Raw genomic sequence first — 14,767 nt, forward strand, 5'->3', positions numbered from 1 at the left:
CGTTTGGCTCACTTCATCTTCGAGTATTTGAAGTTGGGCGAGTCGTTGGCGAAGATCGGGATCGTCACCTTGTCGCTCATCGACCAGACGATCAGCTGGTGGTGCAACGGCAGGTACGGCATGTCCTCGATCGCGAGTTTCCAGGCGTCGGCGATCATCTTGTCGCGCTTGGCTTGGTCGACCTCCTTCAGGATGCAGTCGGTGAGCTCGTCCATCTTGGCGTTGGAGTAGTTGGTGAGGTTGTAGCCGCCCACCTTCTTGGCCGCGTCGTTGGTCTGGTACAGGTATGTGAAGACATAGTGCGAATCGAGCGTCGGCACGCCCCAGCCCAGCAGGAAGAAGCTCGAATCCTTCTTCTGGATCTTGGGGAAGTGCAGCGTCTTGGAGCGCGCCTGCAGGTCGACCTTGATGCCGATCTGCGCCAGCATGCCGGTGACCGCCTGGCAGATCTGCTCGTCGTTGTTGTAGCGGTCGTTGGGACAGTCCAGCACCACCGAGAAGCCGTTGGGATAGCCCGCATCGGCCATCAGCTTCTTGGCCGAGGCGACGTCGAACTTCAGGCGCTTGTCGAGATCCTTGGTGTAGCCGTGCACGCCGGGCGAGGTGACGAGGCCGGCGGGCGCCGCGAAGTTGCGCATCACCTTGGCCTTGATCGCGTCGATGTCGATCGCCTGGTACATCGCCTGGCGCACGCGCTTGTCGGCGAACGGGTTCTTGCCCTTGACGTCGGAGTACTTGAGCTCGGCGGCCCCCATATCGAGGCCGAGGAAGATCGAGCGGACCTGCGCGGTCTCCTCGGTCTTGAGTCCCGGTGTCTGCTTGATGCGCGCGATATCCTGCAGGGGCGCGTCGAGCACGAAGTCGACCTGGCCCGAGATCAGCGCGGCGACTCGCGTCGCCGGCTCCTTGATCGGCGTGTACACCAGTTCGTCAGGAGACGCCGGGAAGTCCTTGGCGCCCCAATAGGTGGGGTTCTTGGCCATCACCGTCTTCACGTCGGGATCGCGCTGCTTCACCGTGAAGGCGCCGGTGCCCATGGCGTTGCGCACCGCGTAGGTCTCTTCCTTGTCCTTGAAGCTCTGCGGCTTGGTGACGTTGTGCTTCTCGGCCCACGCCTTGGACATGATCAGGATCGACGACGCGTAGTCGGGCAGGATGGGGTTGGGCCCGTTGGTGATGATGTGCACGGTCAGCGGATCGATCGCCTTCACCTCCTTGATCGAGGAGATGTAGGCGCGGAAGTCCGACGTCGGCGCCAGGGCGCGATTGTAGCTGAAGACCACGTCGTCGGCGGTGAACGGCGTGCCGTCGCTGAACTTCACGTCGGGCCTGAGCTTGAACTCCCAGGTGTCGGGCGCGATCGCCTTCCACGACAGCGCCAGCGCCGGCACCTTGGAAAGCGACGGATCGCGGCTGATCAGCGGCTCATAGACATGGGCGTTCATCCCCGAGGTCGGGCCCTCGTTCTGGGCATGCGGGTCCAGCGTGAGGGCGTCGCCCTGGCTGGCCCAGCGCAATGTCTTGGCGTCGGCGACCGACGCCGCGCACAGGGCCGCGGCGGCCAGGGCCGCGATACGAGCAACGAACATGGAAACTGCCTCCTGCAGTTGTTGTGTAGTGACCCTAGCGACGCGCTGGCTGGTGATCAATGTTATGTGTGGGAAGAAGAGGGAAGACAGCGATGAGAAGCTTGATGATGGCGGTCCTTCTGGCGCTCGGTGCGACGGCCGCGGCGGCGCAGGACCGTGTCCGGCTGGAAGTCTATTCGACCCTCGAGGTCGAGAACCTGAAGGACTTCAAGCAGGCATTCGAAGCCGAGAACCGCGACATCGAGATCCTGTGGAACCGCGATTCGACGGGCGTGCTCACTGCCCGCATCCTGGCCGAGCAGGGCGCGCAGCGCGGCGATGCCATCTGGGGGCTGGCCGTCACCTCGATGCTGCTGCTCGACAAGCGCGGCCTGCTCGAGCCCTACGCGCCCAAGAACCTCACCAACATCAAGCCGGCTTTCCGCGATCCGGCCAATCCGCCGGCCTGGGTCGGCATGGAAGCGTGGGTAGCCGCGGTCTGCTTCAATACGATAGAGGCGACCAAGCTCGGCCTGCCCAAGCCCGCCTCGTGGTTCGACCTCCTCGATCCGCGCTTCAAGGGCAAGCTCACCATGCCCCATCCGGCCTCGTCGGGGACCGGCTACTTCCATGTCTCGGCCTGGATCCAGATGTTCGGCGAGGACAAGGCCTGGGCGTTCATGGACAAGCTGCACGACAACATCGCCGTCTACGAGCATTCGGGTACGCGGCCGTGCCGGCATGCCGCCTCGGGCGAGTTCCCGCTCGGCATCGCCTATGAGCTTGCCGCCGCCAACGCCCGCCAGAAAGGCGCGCCGATCGAGGGGCTGGTGATGAAGGAGGGCGGCGGCTGGGACATGGACGCCGCCGCCATCCTGCGCGGCACCAAGAAGCCCGAGGCGGCGCGCCGGCTGATGGACTTCGCCGCGAGCCGCAAGGCTAACGAGCTCTATGCCTCGTTCGTCAGCCAGGTCGCCATGCCGGGCATTGCCAGCAACATCCCCGACTATCCCGCCGGCGTCGCCGAATCGATGATCAAGAACGACTTCGCCTGGGCCTCCGCGAACCGCACCCGGATCCTGGAGGAATGGGCGCGGCGCTATGACGGCAAGGCGGCCAAGAAGAACTGACCGGTCGTCCTTTGTCGCTCGCCGGTCGTCCCGCGGGCCGCGCCGGTCGTCACAATTCGAGGCCTCATCGTCGAATCGAAGGGTAGTCAGTGGGCCTCAACGCGAGGACCGCCATGTACCGACGCCAACTGATGATGCTTGCCGGAAGTCTGCCCCTGATGTCGACCGCCTACGCCCAGCCTACGCGCCGCAGCCGTCCCGGCGATCCTTCCTGGCCGTCGGCTGCCCAATGGCAGGAACTGAACGCCCAGGTGGGTGGCCAGCTGGTCCAGGTGACGCCGCCGCTCGATGCCTGCCGGGCGGCGCCGGCCAGTGCGGAGTGCACCGCCTTCTTCAAAGGCCTGAAGAACCCCTGGCTGATCGGCGACAACGTCGCGTTGACCCAGACCAGCGGCTGGGTCGATGCCTGGACGTCGACGCCCAGCGCCTATGCGGTGGCAGCGCGCAATGCCGCCGACGTCGCGGCCGCGGTCAACTTCGCGCGAACCCATCGCCTGCGGCTAGCGGTGAAGGGCGGCGGCCACTCCTACCAGGGGACCTCCAACGCGCCCGATTCGCTGCTGGTCTGGACGCGCGCCATGAACCGCATCGAGCTGCACGACGCCTTCGTCGGTCAGGGCTGCAGCGACCGCCCGCAGCCCGCGGTGTCGCTGGGCGCCGGCGTGGTCTGGCTGCAGGCCTATGACGCGGTCTCCAAGGCCGGGCGCTATGTGCAGGGCGGCGGCTGCACCACAGTGGGTGTCGCTGGCCTGATCCAGAGCGGCGGCTTCGGCACCTTCTCCAAGCGCTACGGCCTGGCGGCGGCCGGCCTGATCGAGGCCGAGGTGGTGACGGCCGACGGCACGGTGCGCATCGCCAATGCCTGCACCAATCCCGACCTATTCTGGGCCTTGAAGGGCGGTGGCGGCGGCAGCTTCGGCATCGTCACGCGGCTGACGCTGCGCACGCGCGAGCTGCCCGAGTTCTTCGGCGCCATGTTCGTGAACGTGGCGGCCAAGTCGGACGCGGCCTACCGCGACTTGATCGAGCGCTTCGTCACATTCTATCGCGAAAAACTCTTCAATCCGCAGTGGGGCGAGCAGGTGACCTTCCGCCGCGACAACGTTTTAGGCGTCGCCATGGTGTTCCAGGGCCTCGACGGCGATGCCGCCAATGCCGTGTGGAAGCCATTCTTCGACTGGCTGGCCGCGCGGCCCAACGACTTCGCGCTGCAGGCGCCGCCCTTCATCGCGGCCCTGCCGGCGCGGCATTTCTGGGACGCCGCGTTCCTGAAGGCGAACGCGCCGGACTTCGTGCTGAACGACGACCGGCCCGGCGCGCCTTCGGGCAACGTGTTCTGGCGCTCCAACATCGGCGAGGCCGGCTGGTTCATCCAGGGCTACGAATCGGTGTGGATGCCGGGTCCGCTCATCGAGCCCGCCAACCAGCCGCGACTGGTCGATGCACTGTTCGCCGCGTCACGCCTATGGCGCGTCACGCTGCATTTCAACAAGGGTCTTGCCGGGGCGCCGGCGGAAGAAGTCGCCGCGGCGCGCGACACGGCGACCAATCCCGCGGCGGCGGACGCCTTCGCGCTCGCCATCAGCGCTTCGGAAGGGCCGCCGGCCTTTCCGGGCATTCCCGGTCACGAGCCCGACATTGCGCTGGCGAAGCGCAACGCCAAGAGCATCAACGCCGCCATGGACGAGCTGCGCAAGCTGGTGCCGAACCACGGCTCCTACGTCTCGGAGTCGAACTACTTCGAGCCCGACTGGCGTGGTGCCTTCTGGGGCGCCAACTACGCGCGGCTAAGGCAGGTGAAAGACAAGTACGATCCCGACGGGCTGTTCTTCGTCCATCACGGCGTCGGCAGCGAAGATTTTAGCCCCGACGGCTTCACCCGGCTGAAGTAGCGCCTCAAGAAGGCGCAGCCTCGCTCTTCGTGCGTTGGCCGATCTTGGGCTCGGTACCCTTGAGCAGGCGGGCGATGTTCTCGTGGTGCCGCACCCACACCAGCGGCACCAGCAGGGTGAGCAGGATGGCGGCGCGATGGTCGGTCAGGAACCAGGCGGCGATCGCGGCGGCTACGACGCTGAGCAGCGCGGCCAGCGAGGAGAAGCGGAAGAGGGCGGCGAACAACAGCCAGGCCGCGCAAGCGATGGCGCCGACCGGCCACGACAGGCCCCACATGATGCCGAGCGTGGTCGCCACGCCCTTTCCGCCCTTGAAGCCAAGCCACACCGGGAACATGTGCCCGAGCACCGCGCCCGCGGCGGCGCCGACCGCGGCGAGCTGGCCGACCTGGTCGGCGATCAGCACGGCGACGACGCCCTTCAGCGCATCGAGCAGCAAGGTCGCGGCGGCGAGGCCCTTGCGGCCGGTGCGCAGCACGTTGGTGGCGCCGATGTTGCCCGACCCGACGTTACGGATGTCGCCCAGCCCTGCGGCGCGTGTCAGCAGCAGGCCGAACGGAATCGACCCCAGCAGATAGCCCATCAGGAACGGTGCCAGCAGCAGAATCAGGGTCGAGATCATTCGAGGGTCAGGGGCTCACGACCTTGCAGTTGGTCGAATCGATGTAGGACGTGGTCGGCGGGCCGATCAGCTCGGTCGTGACCTGCTCGCCGGGCTGGATCATGAGCGGGCCGAGATAGTCGGTCGAGACCGGGCGGCCGGCGTTCATGAAGGTGCACTCGGCCTGGGTGTTGACGGGATTGCGCGTGTTGGAGGTGAGCGTCACCGTCACCTGCCAGTAGCGCGAATCGCCGTAGGTCAGGTTGGCGGCGCCGAGCGTCACCAGCGGCTGCGGCGTCGAGAAGTTCGGCACCGGCCGCGGTCCGCTGCGGCGCAATTGCGGCTGCGGCCGCGCGCCCATGTTCTCGGGCGGACGATAGCCCGCGGTGCGCGGATCGAAGGCGGCGTCGGGATCCCGCGTCATCGACGGCGGCGGGTTGGCCGCACCGCTGCCTGCGCCCAAGGTCGCCACACCGCCACCCGGCACGCCGAGCGGCTGCGGCGTCAGCGGCGCAGAGCTTATGGACGAGCCGCCGCCCGATCCGATGTTTGTCGTCGGCGGTGGCGGCGGAGCGAGCGGAGTCGGCGTGGGCTGCGCCGCCTGCAAGGGCGTCGGTGTCGGCTGGGACTGCGGCGCGACACCGCCGACCTGTGTCTGCAGGCGGTCGTAGCAGCTGAGGCGCGCCTGGGTTTCGGTCATCTCGCCACAGATCTGGATGTGGCGGGTGAGGGCGTCGAGCAAGTCGTCGCGCGACTGGCCGCGCTGCTGGGCCGCGCTGGCGCCCGCGAACGCCATGCCGGCGACACCGATAAGAAGTGACTGTCGAAGCATCGTGCAACGCCCTGATTGGTGGAAGGACACGACCATAGCAGACGAAAAGGCCGTTTGGAGGCAGCTTTTGGACGGCGATTACGCGGCCCCAGGCTGTTCGGCCGCGGCTACGCGGCCCTCGCAGGCGTCAGGAAACTTTCATCCTGATAGATCGTGCGGCCGCCGACGATGGTCGCCATCACGCGGCCCTGCACCGGGCGCTCGTCGAATGGCGTGTTCTTGGTCTTGCTCCACAATTCGTCGCGGTCGACCTTCCAGGCGTAATCGGCGTCGAACACCACGAGATCGGCCGGCGCGCCCTTGGCGAGCTTCCCGCCCGGCAGGCCGAACAGGCGCGCCGGCGTGCTGGCCAGGAGCTTGAACAGGCGTGGCAGGGTGAGATGGCCGTTGTGCACCAGCTCGAGCGAGATCGGCAGCAGCGTCTCCAGCCCGATGCCGCCCGGCTCGGCCTGGGCGAAGGGCACGCGCTTGCTGTCCTGGTCCTGCGGGCGATGGTCCGACACGATGGCGTCGATGATGCCGGCCTTCAGGCCTTCGACCACGGCCTGCCGGTCCTTCTCGGACCGCAAGGGCGGCACCAGCTTGCCGAAGGTGCGGTAGTCGCCGACCGCGAGGTCGTTCAGCGCAAAGTAGGGCGCGGCGGTATCGCAGGTGATCTTCAATCCGCGCGCCTTGGCGGCAGCGATCGCCGCGACCGCTTCGGCGGTGGAGATCTTGGCGAGGTGCAGGCGCCCGCCGGTCATCTCGGCGAGCCGGATGTCGCGCTCGACCAGCATCACCTCGGCCAGCGGCGGGCTGCTGGACAGACCGAGCCGCGTCGCCATCTCGCCGCTGGTCATGTGGCCGCCCGACAGGGTCGGCTCCTGCGGCAGGTGGACGATCAGCGCGTCGAAGGCCTTGGCGTAGTAGAGCGCGCGGCGCAGCACCTGGGCGTTGCCGATGGCGTGGTCGGCGTCGGTGAAGGCGACGGCCCCGGACTCGGCCAGAAGGCCGATCTCGGCCAGTTCCTTGCCCTCGAGCCCGACGGTCAGCGCCCCGTAGGCGTACATGTTCACCAGCTTGATCTGGCGGGCGCGGCGGGCGACGAACTCGATCAGCGAGGCGTCGTCGAACGGCGGCTCGTTGTCGGGCAGCAATACCAGGGAGGTGATGCCGCCCACCGCTGCGGCGGCGCCGGCGCTCTCCAGCGTCTCCTTGTGCTCTTCGCCGGGCTCGCCGGTATGGACGCGCGTGTCGACCAGGCCGGGCGCGAGATAGAGGCCGCGACAGTCGACCGACTGGATGCCGTAGGGCGCGCCCGAGGCGAACAGGTTGGGACCGTAGTCGGCGATCTTGCCGTCACTGATCAGGACGGCGCCCAGATACTCGGCATCGCCCGTGGGATCGATGATGCGCGCGTTGATGTAGGCGGTCGAGCCGCTGTGCTGCGGCGCCAGGCGATCGATGTTGCCGTTCACGCTGCCGCTCCCGAGAGCGCGTTGCGGCGGCCGCCGATCAGCGCGTCCAAGCAGGCCATGCGCACGGCCACGCCCATCTCGACCTGCTCCTGGATGACCGAGCGGTCGACGTCGTCGGCGACCTCGGAGTCGATCTCTACACCGCGGTTCATCGGTCCGGGATGCATGACCAGGGCATCGGGCTTGGCGAATTTGAGCTTCTCGGCGTCGAGGCCGAAGAAGCGGAAATACTCGCTGATCGAGGGCACGAACGAGCCCTGCATGCGCTCGGTCTGCAGGCGCAGCATCATGACGATGTCGACGTCCTTCAACCCGGTCCTCATGCTGTAGTGGACTTCGACACCCATGCGGTCGACGTCGGTCGGCATCAGGGTGGGCGGGCCGACCACCCGCACGCGCGCGCCCATGATCTGCAGCAGGTGGATGTTCGAGCGCGCCACGCGGCTGTGCATGATGTCGCCGCAGATCGCCACCAGCAGGCCTTCCAGGCTGCCGCGTCGTCGTCGGATGGTGAGCGCATCGAGCAGCGCCTGGGTCGGATGCTCGTGCTGGCCGTCGCCGCCGTTGATGACGGCGCAGTTCACCTTCTGTGACAGGAGATTGACCGCGCCAGACTCATGGTGCCGCACGACGATGGCGTCGGGCCGCATGGCGTTCAGCGTCATCGCCGTGTCCAGAAGCGTTTCGCCCTTGCGCACCGAGGAGGTGGCGACGTCCATGTTGATGACGTCGGCGCCCAGCCGCTTGGCTGCGACCTCGAAGCTGGTGCGGGTGCGGGTCGAATTCTCGAAGAACAGGTTCATCACCGTCCGCCCGGCGAGCACGTCGCGCCGTTTGTCGATGGACCGATTCTGGTCGATGTAGCTTTCGGAAAGATCGAGCAGACCCGAAATTGTTTCGGGCGCAAGTCCCTCGATGCCGAGCAGATGGGGCAACCTCGGCACGCCCACGCGTTTTCTTGTCACTAAAGCGCGACGTTAAGCACGCTGGTGCGGCCCCGGCAAGGCGACGTTTTGGTGGATAAATAAGGTCACAGTTTCAGCCACGGCAGCCGTTCGTCGGCGAAGGCGTGGCCGGTCGGTGCGAGCGCTCCCGGATCGTCGAATGCGCCGACATGCAGGTGGACTTCGCCTGGCCAGCGGTCGCCTTCGTAGGTCAGGGTGGAACCGCAGCGCCCACAGAAGCCGCGCCGCACGCCGGGCGACGATTCGAAAGTGGAGAGGGCGCCGCCGCTGAACCGGACCTTCGCCGCCTCGAAGCCGGCATAGGCGGAGACCGGCGCGCCGGTGTGCCGGCGGCAGCTCTGGCAATGGCAGTAGCTCGTCCATTTGGGCGGACCGTCGGCGGTGAAGCGGATGTTTCCGCAAAGACAGCGACCTTCGCTCACGGGAGTCCTCCTGGTCTGGGACCAGTATAGCGGGCTCGCGGTCGGATCAGGGCAGCATGAGCGGATTGTTCCAGAGCATGGGCGATCCAGCCCACGGTGCGGCCCAGCAGGAAGAGGGCGAGGGCGGAGTCCTTCGGTAGGCCGAGCACGCGCTCGACGACGACAGTAGTGAAATCGACATTGGGCTTGCGGTCGATCAGTCGCTCGCCGGCGGTGGCCAGCCGCTCGGCGAAGGCGAGCTCCGGCGAGTTGGGGACGGTCTCGCGCAGCAGTGCGAACAGGGTGGCCGCCCGGACATCGCCGTCGGGATAGAGCTGATGGCCGAAGCCCGGGATGTAGATGCGGTCGCGCACGCGCTGCACCAGCTCGCCGTCGATGTCGCGGGTGTTCTTGAGATCGTCGAACAGCGAGGCGACGCGGCGGGTCAGCCCGCCATGGCGCGGGCCGTTCAGGGCCGCGAGCCCGGCCATGGTGGCGCCGTAGAGGTTGGCGCCGGTCGAAGCGACGACGCGGGCGGCGAAGGCTGAGGCGTTGAACTCGTGGTCGGCCGACAGCACCAGCGCCGCGCGCAGGAGCGGGGCGCGCGCCGGCGGCACCTTCCAGGCCACGGCAAGTTCCTGATGGACGGGGAGCGCCGAAAGCGGCCGCGCCGTGACCGCCGCGGTCAGCAGGCGCAACACGCGCACGCCTGTCTCCAGCATGGCGGCGCGATCCTCCACCCAGCTCGGATGGTCGAGCGCCGCGGCCGCCGGCAGCACGACGAGGCAGCGATCGACCGGGCCCAAGGTCGCTGCCGCGAGCCAGGCGCGGCGCAGCGCCGTGGTCATTGGCGGCAGGTTGTCGGGTGCGAAGGGCCGCTCGTCGCAATCCCACAAGAGCCGTGCCACTTCTTCGAGCGAGGCGGTGCGCGCCAGCTCGGCGGCATCGCGGCCGCGATAATAGAGACGGTTGTTCTCGATCAGGGTCAGTGACGATTCGAGCACTGGCGTGCCGAAGTCGAGCGCATGGTTGGCGATCGATTCGGCCTTGCGCCCGACATCGCGCCGCCGCTTCAGCCGCGAGATGTCGTCGGCGCGGTAGCGTCGCTCGCGTCGGCCATCGACCGACTCGGAGCGCAACAGCCCACGGCTGACATAGGCATAGAGCGTCGCTGCCGACACGCCCAGCCGCCGCGCCGCTTCTCTCGAACTCAGCCATTCGTTTGCCACGGCATTATATTGATCAATATAATCAAGATTGACAATATTTTTGTGAAAACCGAGGTTGGCAGCGATAGCGGAAAGGGATCCAACATGCTGCTGACACGGGTGAATAGCGGCCTCGACGGGATCGTCGTGGCCGATACGGCGATGAGCGAAGTCGACGGCGAGGCCGGCCGGCTGATCGTGCGCGGACATGCGATCGAGGAACTGACGGCGACGCTCGGCTTCGAAGGCGTCGCGGCTCTCCTGTGGGAGGGCTACGCGGAAGGCGGCGGCGACGAGGCGGCTGTCGCCGCGGGCCTGGCGGCGGCGCGTGTGCGGGCCTTCGCCGACGTGCCCAAGCTTTTGGCCGCGACGCGTGGCCTCAGTCCGGTCGAGGCGCTCCGGGTCGGCCTCGGCATGCTGCCCGACAACGACAAGATGCCCCATCATTTCCTGGTGTGCGGCGCCATGCCGGTGTTCCTGGCGGCCGCGCTCAACGCCGAGAAGTCGCTGGCGCCGATCGCGCCCGATCCATCGCTCAATACGGCGCAGGACTTCCTGCGCATGGTGCGCGGCCAGCGCGCCGGCACGGTGTTCGAAAAGGCGCTCGACACCTATCTCGCGACCATCACCGATCACGGCTTCAACGCTTCGACCTTCACCGCGCGAGTGGTGGCCTCGACGCATGCCGGCCTGATCTCCTCGGTGCTGGCCGGGCTCTGTGCGCTGAAGGGCCCGCTGCATGGCGGCGCTCCCGGTCCCGTGCTCGACATGCTGGACGAGATCGGCGACGCGGCGCGCGCCGAGGCCTGGTTCGACGATGCCTTTGCCAAGGGCACGACCCTGATGGGCTTCGGCCACCGCATCTACAAGGTGCGCGATCCAAGGGCCGACGTGCTGAAGGCGGCCGTGGCCACCTTGCCGGCGACGGCGGGCAGGCTCGCCTACGCCTCGGCGGTCGAGCAGGGCGCCATCGCCGCCCTGCGCAAGTACAAGCCCGGCCGGCCGCTCGATACCAACGTCGAGTACTATACGGCGCTTCTGCTGGAGGCGCTGGAGATCCCGCGCAGCGCCTTCACCGCCTTGTTTGCCGTGGGACGCACCGCGGGCTGGTGCGCCCACATCTTCGAGCAGGAAAAGGGCGGGCGCATCATCCGCCCGCAGTCGAACTACGTCGGCCCCAGGCCTTAGCTCTCGGCCCTAGACGATACCGCCATTGACCCGCAGGACCTGGCCGTTGATCCAGGATCCGTCGGGCCCGGCCAGGAAGGACACGGCGGCGGCGATGTCCGCCGGCGTGCCCAGCCGCTCGAGCGGCGCCAGATGAGTCAGATGGTCGATCACCTGCTGCGGCTTGCCGTCGAGGAAGAGGTGTGTCGCCGTCGGGCCGGGGGCGATGGCGTTCACGTTGATGTTCTTGCCGCGCATCTCGTTGGCCAGCACATGGGTCATGGCCTCGATGCCGCCCTTGGTCGCGGCATACGGACCGTAGGTTGGCTGGTAGAGGCCGACGACGCTCGACGAGAAGCTGATGATGCGGCCGCCGCTGCGCAACCGGCGCGCGGCTTCACGCATGCCGTTGAACACGCCCTTGAGGTTGATGGCGACCTGGCGGTCGAACAGCTTGTCGTCGGCCTCGGCGATGGTCGAGAGCAGCATGACGCCGGCATTGTTCACCAGGACATCGACGCCGCCGAAGGCGGCTGTCGCCCCGTCGAACAGCTGCTTGACTGCCGCCGGATCGGAGACGTCGGCGCGCACCGCGATGGCGCGCGCGCCGGCGTCCTTGATCTTCGCCACCTCGGCTTCGGCGTCCGCAGCACTGCCTGAGTAGTTCACGACGACGGCGAAGCCGTCTTTGCCCAGGCGCTCGGCGACCGCCGCGCCGATGCCGCGTGCCGAGCCGGTCACGATCGCTGTCTTGCCATTGTCGGACATGGTTCGTCTCCCTGCTGAAGGTTTCAGGAAGCGGCCTTGGACGATGTGGCCCAGGAGGCGTCGGACTCCGCCCAGCGCGCGGGATGAAGCAGGTCCGAGAGGCCGACGCGGTTCAGCATCTCGTTGCGCACGCGGTCGATCACCGCGAACGCCACCGAGGCGCCGTCATCGGTCGGATCGATATGGATCCGGAATGGGCGTTTGCCGAAGGGCATGTCGACCAGGTCGGCGATGGCGATCGCGACCGTGGCAGGATCGGCATCGGGCGGAGCGATGCGGCCGAAGGCTGTGCGGATCTGCTCGGCGAGGCCCGCGGTCGGGCCGGCGGCGTACTCGGCGAGGCGGTCGAGATCGGCCGGGCTGCCGGAATGGGCGAAGTGGTTGGTGCCGCTGGTAAAGGCGCCCGGCACGACGATGGAGGTTTCGATGCCCCAACGCGTGAGCTCGCGCGCATACTGGACCGCCAGCGCATCCATGGCGGCCTTGGCGGCGAAGTACGGCGACAGGTAGGGCGGCGTGCCGCCGGCAGAGCTGCTGGACGAGACCCAGATCAACAGACCCTCGCCGCGCTTGCGCATGTGCGGCAGGACCGCCCGGTTGACCCGCTGGGTCGACAGCACGTTGATGTCGTAGAGCTCGGCGAACTGCTCGGGCGTGAAGGCCTCGGCCGGGCCGAACGCCATGTGGCCGGCATTGTGCACCACGACGTCGATGCGGCCATGCTCGGCCATGATGGCGGCGACGGCGCGGTCGACCGACGCCTGCGCGCCGACATCGAGCTCGATGGCGCGGAGATCGGCGTCTTCCTTGCGCGCATAGGCCTTCACGTCGGCGACCTGGGCTGCGTTGCGGCCCTCGGTTTCGCGCATGGCGGCGTACACGGTGTGACCGCCGCGGGCGACGGCGTTGGCGGACAGGCGGCCGAAGCCGCTCGACGCACCTGTGACAATGACGATCTGCGAGTCCTGAAGCTTTGGCATCCGCTCCTCCGTCGATGTCGGCTTGGTGTCGATCACGTGGTGGCAGTTTGCAAACGGCGCGCGGGGCCAACAAGATTCGCTACGGATAACGCACTACATACCTTGGCATAGGGCAACGGCTAGACTCGCTCACTATGAACGCTTGACCGCCGAGCCGCGCCAGGTGCGGGCGCGGGTGCCGGCGGCGTCGAAGACCCACAGGATGATGTCGCCGCCGGTCGGCGTGAAGCGGACGGTGAAGTGGCGGCGCCAGAAGCTGCCGTCGGCATGCGCGAACAGGGCTTCGGTGCCTAACAGGTCGCGGCCGACGGTGAGGGTCGCCGAGCGCGGCCCGTGCCGGGATTCGTTGGAGGCGAGGACCGCGACGCCATCGATCAGCGGACCAAAGCGCAGCAGCTCGCCATTGGCGGCGGTCTGCATCGGTCCGGCATCGATGCGCAATCGGATCGTCGGCAGATCGTCGGTGGCGCGGATCTCGAAGTGCACGCCGAAGGGCGCGGGGTCGTCGAGGTCGACGTGCGGCTCCTTGGGCGGCGGATAGATGTCCTCGAGCGGGATCGAGCGATAGAAGCGCGCCGCGCCGTCGTAGAGCCCGATCCATTCCGGCCACAAGCCCGACTGGGCGCGCGCCACCGCCGGCAGGAACGCGCCCGCGCCGAGCAGGGCGCGCCGTCCTAGCATTGGGCACACGGACTGATCATTTGCTGCGGCCAGCCACGACGTTGAGGTCGACCGTCACCTCGTTGGCGACCTGGCCGGTGGCGGCCCATTCGTTCTGGCCCACACCATAGTCGAGGCGCTTCAGGATGATACGGCCCCGGGCGGTGGCGCGCACGCGGCCGGGCTGGGCGGGGTCGTCGGTGATGGCGAGCGTGAAGGGCAGGATGGCATCGCGCGTGACGTCGCGGATGGTGAGTTTGCCGCGCGCCTCGTAGCGATCGCCGCTGCCTGAGATCGAGGTCGCCACGAAACGCGCCTCGGGGAATTTCTGGACGTCGAGGAAGTTCGGCCCCTTCATCAGCGAATCGACGTCGCGGTTGTTGGTCGAGGCCGGGCGCGTGTCGATCTTGATGTCGATGCGCGCGCTGGCGAGAGAGGCGGGGTCGAGCACGATTTCGCCCGTCCAGGTGGGGAAGCGGCCGCTCACGATCGAGCCGACCTGGGCGACGCTGAAGGAGAGGGAGCTTGCCTTGGGATCGACCGTCCAGGCGTCCTGCGGTCCGGCAAGCGACGGCAACGGCAGCAGGATCAGGCAGGCGAGGGCGAACCAGCAACGCATCAGCTTCCTCCGAAAGGCCACATGCGGCGGAACACGCCGTCTCGCCGCAGGACATCGTGATGTACGACCGCGGCGACGTGAAGGATCAGCACCACGATCAGCAACCGCGACAGGATATAGTGTGTGGTCCTGAGCGTCTCGAACAGGTCCTGGTCGCGCGGCACCAGGTCGGGCAATGGCAGCAGCCCGAACCAGATTACGCTCACGCCAGCAGCCGAGCTCATGAACCAGCCGCTGATCGGCATGGCGAGCAGCAGGAGCAACAGCGCCCAATGCGCGAGCGGCGCCAGCGCCGCCTGCCAGCGCACGATGGTACCGGGCAGCGGCGGCGGCGGATGGCGCCAGCGCCACAGCAGGCGGCCGACCGTCAGCACCAGCACGGCGAGGCCGATCCATTTGTGCCAGTTGTAGGCATAGAGCTTGGTGAAGCCGAGCGGCAGGCCGGTCATCCACAGCCCGACGCCCAGCATGCCGATCACGGCGATGGCGGTGATCCAGTGCAGTGCCTGGGTCAGCCGA

At 67.6% G+C, this 14,767-nt stretch carries 15 protein-coding genes; 3 read left to right on the top strand and 12 right to left on the bottom strand.

What is annotated here, in order from left to right; genetic code table 11:
- Positions 1-8: 8 nt before the first annotated feature.
- Positions 9-1,589 (bottom strand): ABC transporter substrate-binding protein, encoded by a 1,581-nt coding sequence (locus RSO01_RS06330; protein WP_147147315.1) that lies wholly within the window; start codon positions 1,587-1,589, stop codon positions 9-11.
- Positions 1,590-1,693: 104 nt separating this feature from the next.
- Between RSO01_RS06330 and RSO01_RS06335 the strand changes: the two genes are divergently transcribed.
- Positions 1,694-2,698, top strand: coding sequence for a putative 2-aminoethylphosphonate ABC transporter substrate-binding protein (locus tag RSO01_RS06335; RefSeq protein WP_246158140.1), 1,005 nt, complete (start codon positions 1,694-1,696; stop codon positions 2,696-2,698).
- A 113-nt stretch (positions 2,699-2,811) separates the two neighbouring features.
- Positions 2,812-4,590 carry an FAD-binding oxidoreductase gene (locus RSO01_RS06340; protein ID WP_147147320.1) on the top strand — a complete coding sequence of 593 codons (1,779 nt, stop codon included), beginning with the start codon at positions 2,812-2,814 and terminating at the stop codon, positions 4,588-4,590.
- 4 nt (positions 4,591-4,594) lie between these two features.
- Here the strand turns inward: RSO01_RS06340 and plsY are convergent, their stop codons facing one another.
- The 6 genes from plsY to RSO01_RS06370 all read right to left on the bottom strand — a co-directional run bounded on the left by plsY (position 4,595) and on the right by RSO01_RS06370 (position 10,075).
- Complete coding sequence (gene plsY / locus RSO01_RS06345) at positions 4,595-5,212, bottom strand: glycerol-3-phosphate 1-O-acyltransferase PlsY (protein ID WP_147147322.1); 618 nt, start codon at positions 5,210-5,212, stop codon at positions 4,595-4,597.
- A 7-nt stretch (positions 5,213-5,219) separates the two neighbouring features.
- Positions 5,220-6,023, bottom strand: coding sequence for a hypothetical protein (locus RSO01_RS06350; RefSeq protein WP_147147324.1), 804 nt, complete (start codon positions 6,021-6,023; stop codon positions 5,220-5,222).
- A 107-nt stretch (positions 6,024-6,130) separates the two neighbouring features.
- Entirely contained in the window at positions 6,131-7,480 is a 1,350-nt protein-coding gene (pyrC, locus tag RSO01_RS06355) for a dihydroorotase (RefSeq protein WP_246158143.1), read from the bottom strand.
- The gene (locus tag RSO01_RS06360; protein WP_218037259.1) at positions 7,477-8,445 is read right to left on the bottom strand and encodes an aspartate carbamoyltransferase catalytic subunit; all 969 of its coding nucleotides are present in this window, start codon (positions 8,443-8,445) and stop codon (positions 7,477-7,479) included. The genes pyrC and RSO01_RS06360 overlap by 4 nt, the downstream gene beginning before the upstream one ends.
- Before the next feature lie 65 nt (positions 8,446-8,510).
- The gene (locus RSO01_RS06365; RefSeq protein WP_170302875.1) at positions 8,511-8,867 is read right to left on the bottom strand and encodes a GFA family protein; all 357 of its coding nucleotides are present in this window, start codon (positions 8,865-8,867) and stop codon (positions 8,511-8,513) included.
- Positions 8,864-10,075, bottom strand: coding sequence for a citrate/2-methylcitrate synthase (locus tag RSO01_RS06370; protein WP_218037260.1), 1,212 nt, complete (start codon positions 10,073-10,075; stop codon positions 8,864-8,866). The genes RSO01_RS06365 and RSO01_RS06370 overlap by 4 nt, the downstream gene beginning before the upstream one ends.
- Positions 10,076-10,159: 84 nt before the next feature.
- On the opposite strand from RSO01_RS06370, the gene RSO01_RS06375 reads away from it, so the two are divergent.
- Positions 10,160-11,242, top strand: coding sequence for a citrate synthase/methylcitrate synthase (locus RSO01_RS06375; RefSeq protein ID WP_218037261.1), 1,083 nt, complete (start codon positions 10,160-10,162; stop codon positions 11,240-11,242).
- 9 nt (positions 11,243-11,251) lie between these two features.
- Here the strand turns inward: RSO01_RS06375 and RSO01_RS06380 are convergent, their stop codons facing one another.
- The 5 genes from RSO01_RS06380 to RSO01_RS06400 form a co-directional block, all read right to left on the bottom strand.
- On the bottom strand, positions 11,252-11,989 hold the full coding sequence (locus RSO01_RS06380) for an SDR family oxidoreductase (protein WP_147147328.1): 738 nt from the start codon (positions 11,987-11,989) through the stop codon (positions 11,252-11,254).
- A gap of 23 nt (positions 11,990-12,012) precedes the next feature.
- The gene (locus RSO01_RS06385) at positions 12,013-12,969 is read right to left on the bottom strand and encodes an SDR family oxidoreductase (protein ID WP_147147330.1); all 957 of its coding nucleotides are present in this window, start codon (positions 12,967-12,969) and stop codon (positions 12,013-12,015) included.
- Between the two features lie 132 nt (positions 12,970-13,101).
- A complete protein-coding gene (locus tag RSO01_RS06390; RefSeq protein ID WP_147147332.1) occupies positions 13,102-13,650 on the bottom strand; it encodes a hypothetical protein in 549 nt (182 codons plus the stop codon).
- Between the two features lie 16 nt (positions 13,651-13,666).
- Positions 13,667-14,248, bottom strand: coding sequence for a YceI family protein (locus tag RSO01_RS06395; protein ID WP_147147334.1), 582 nt, complete (start codon positions 14,246-14,248; stop codon positions 13,667-13,669).
- A partial coding sequence (locus tag RSO01_RS06400; protein WP_147147336.1) for a cytochrome b occupies positions 14,248-14,767 on the bottom strand: 520 nt, incomplete at its 5' end. The genes RSO01_RS06395 and RSO01_RS06400, both read right to left, overlap by 1 nt.

The organism is Reyranella soli, from assembly GCF_007992495.1.
GTDB lineage: Bacteria > Pseudomonadota > Alphaproteobacteria > Reyranellales > Reyranellaceae > Reyranella > Reyranella soli.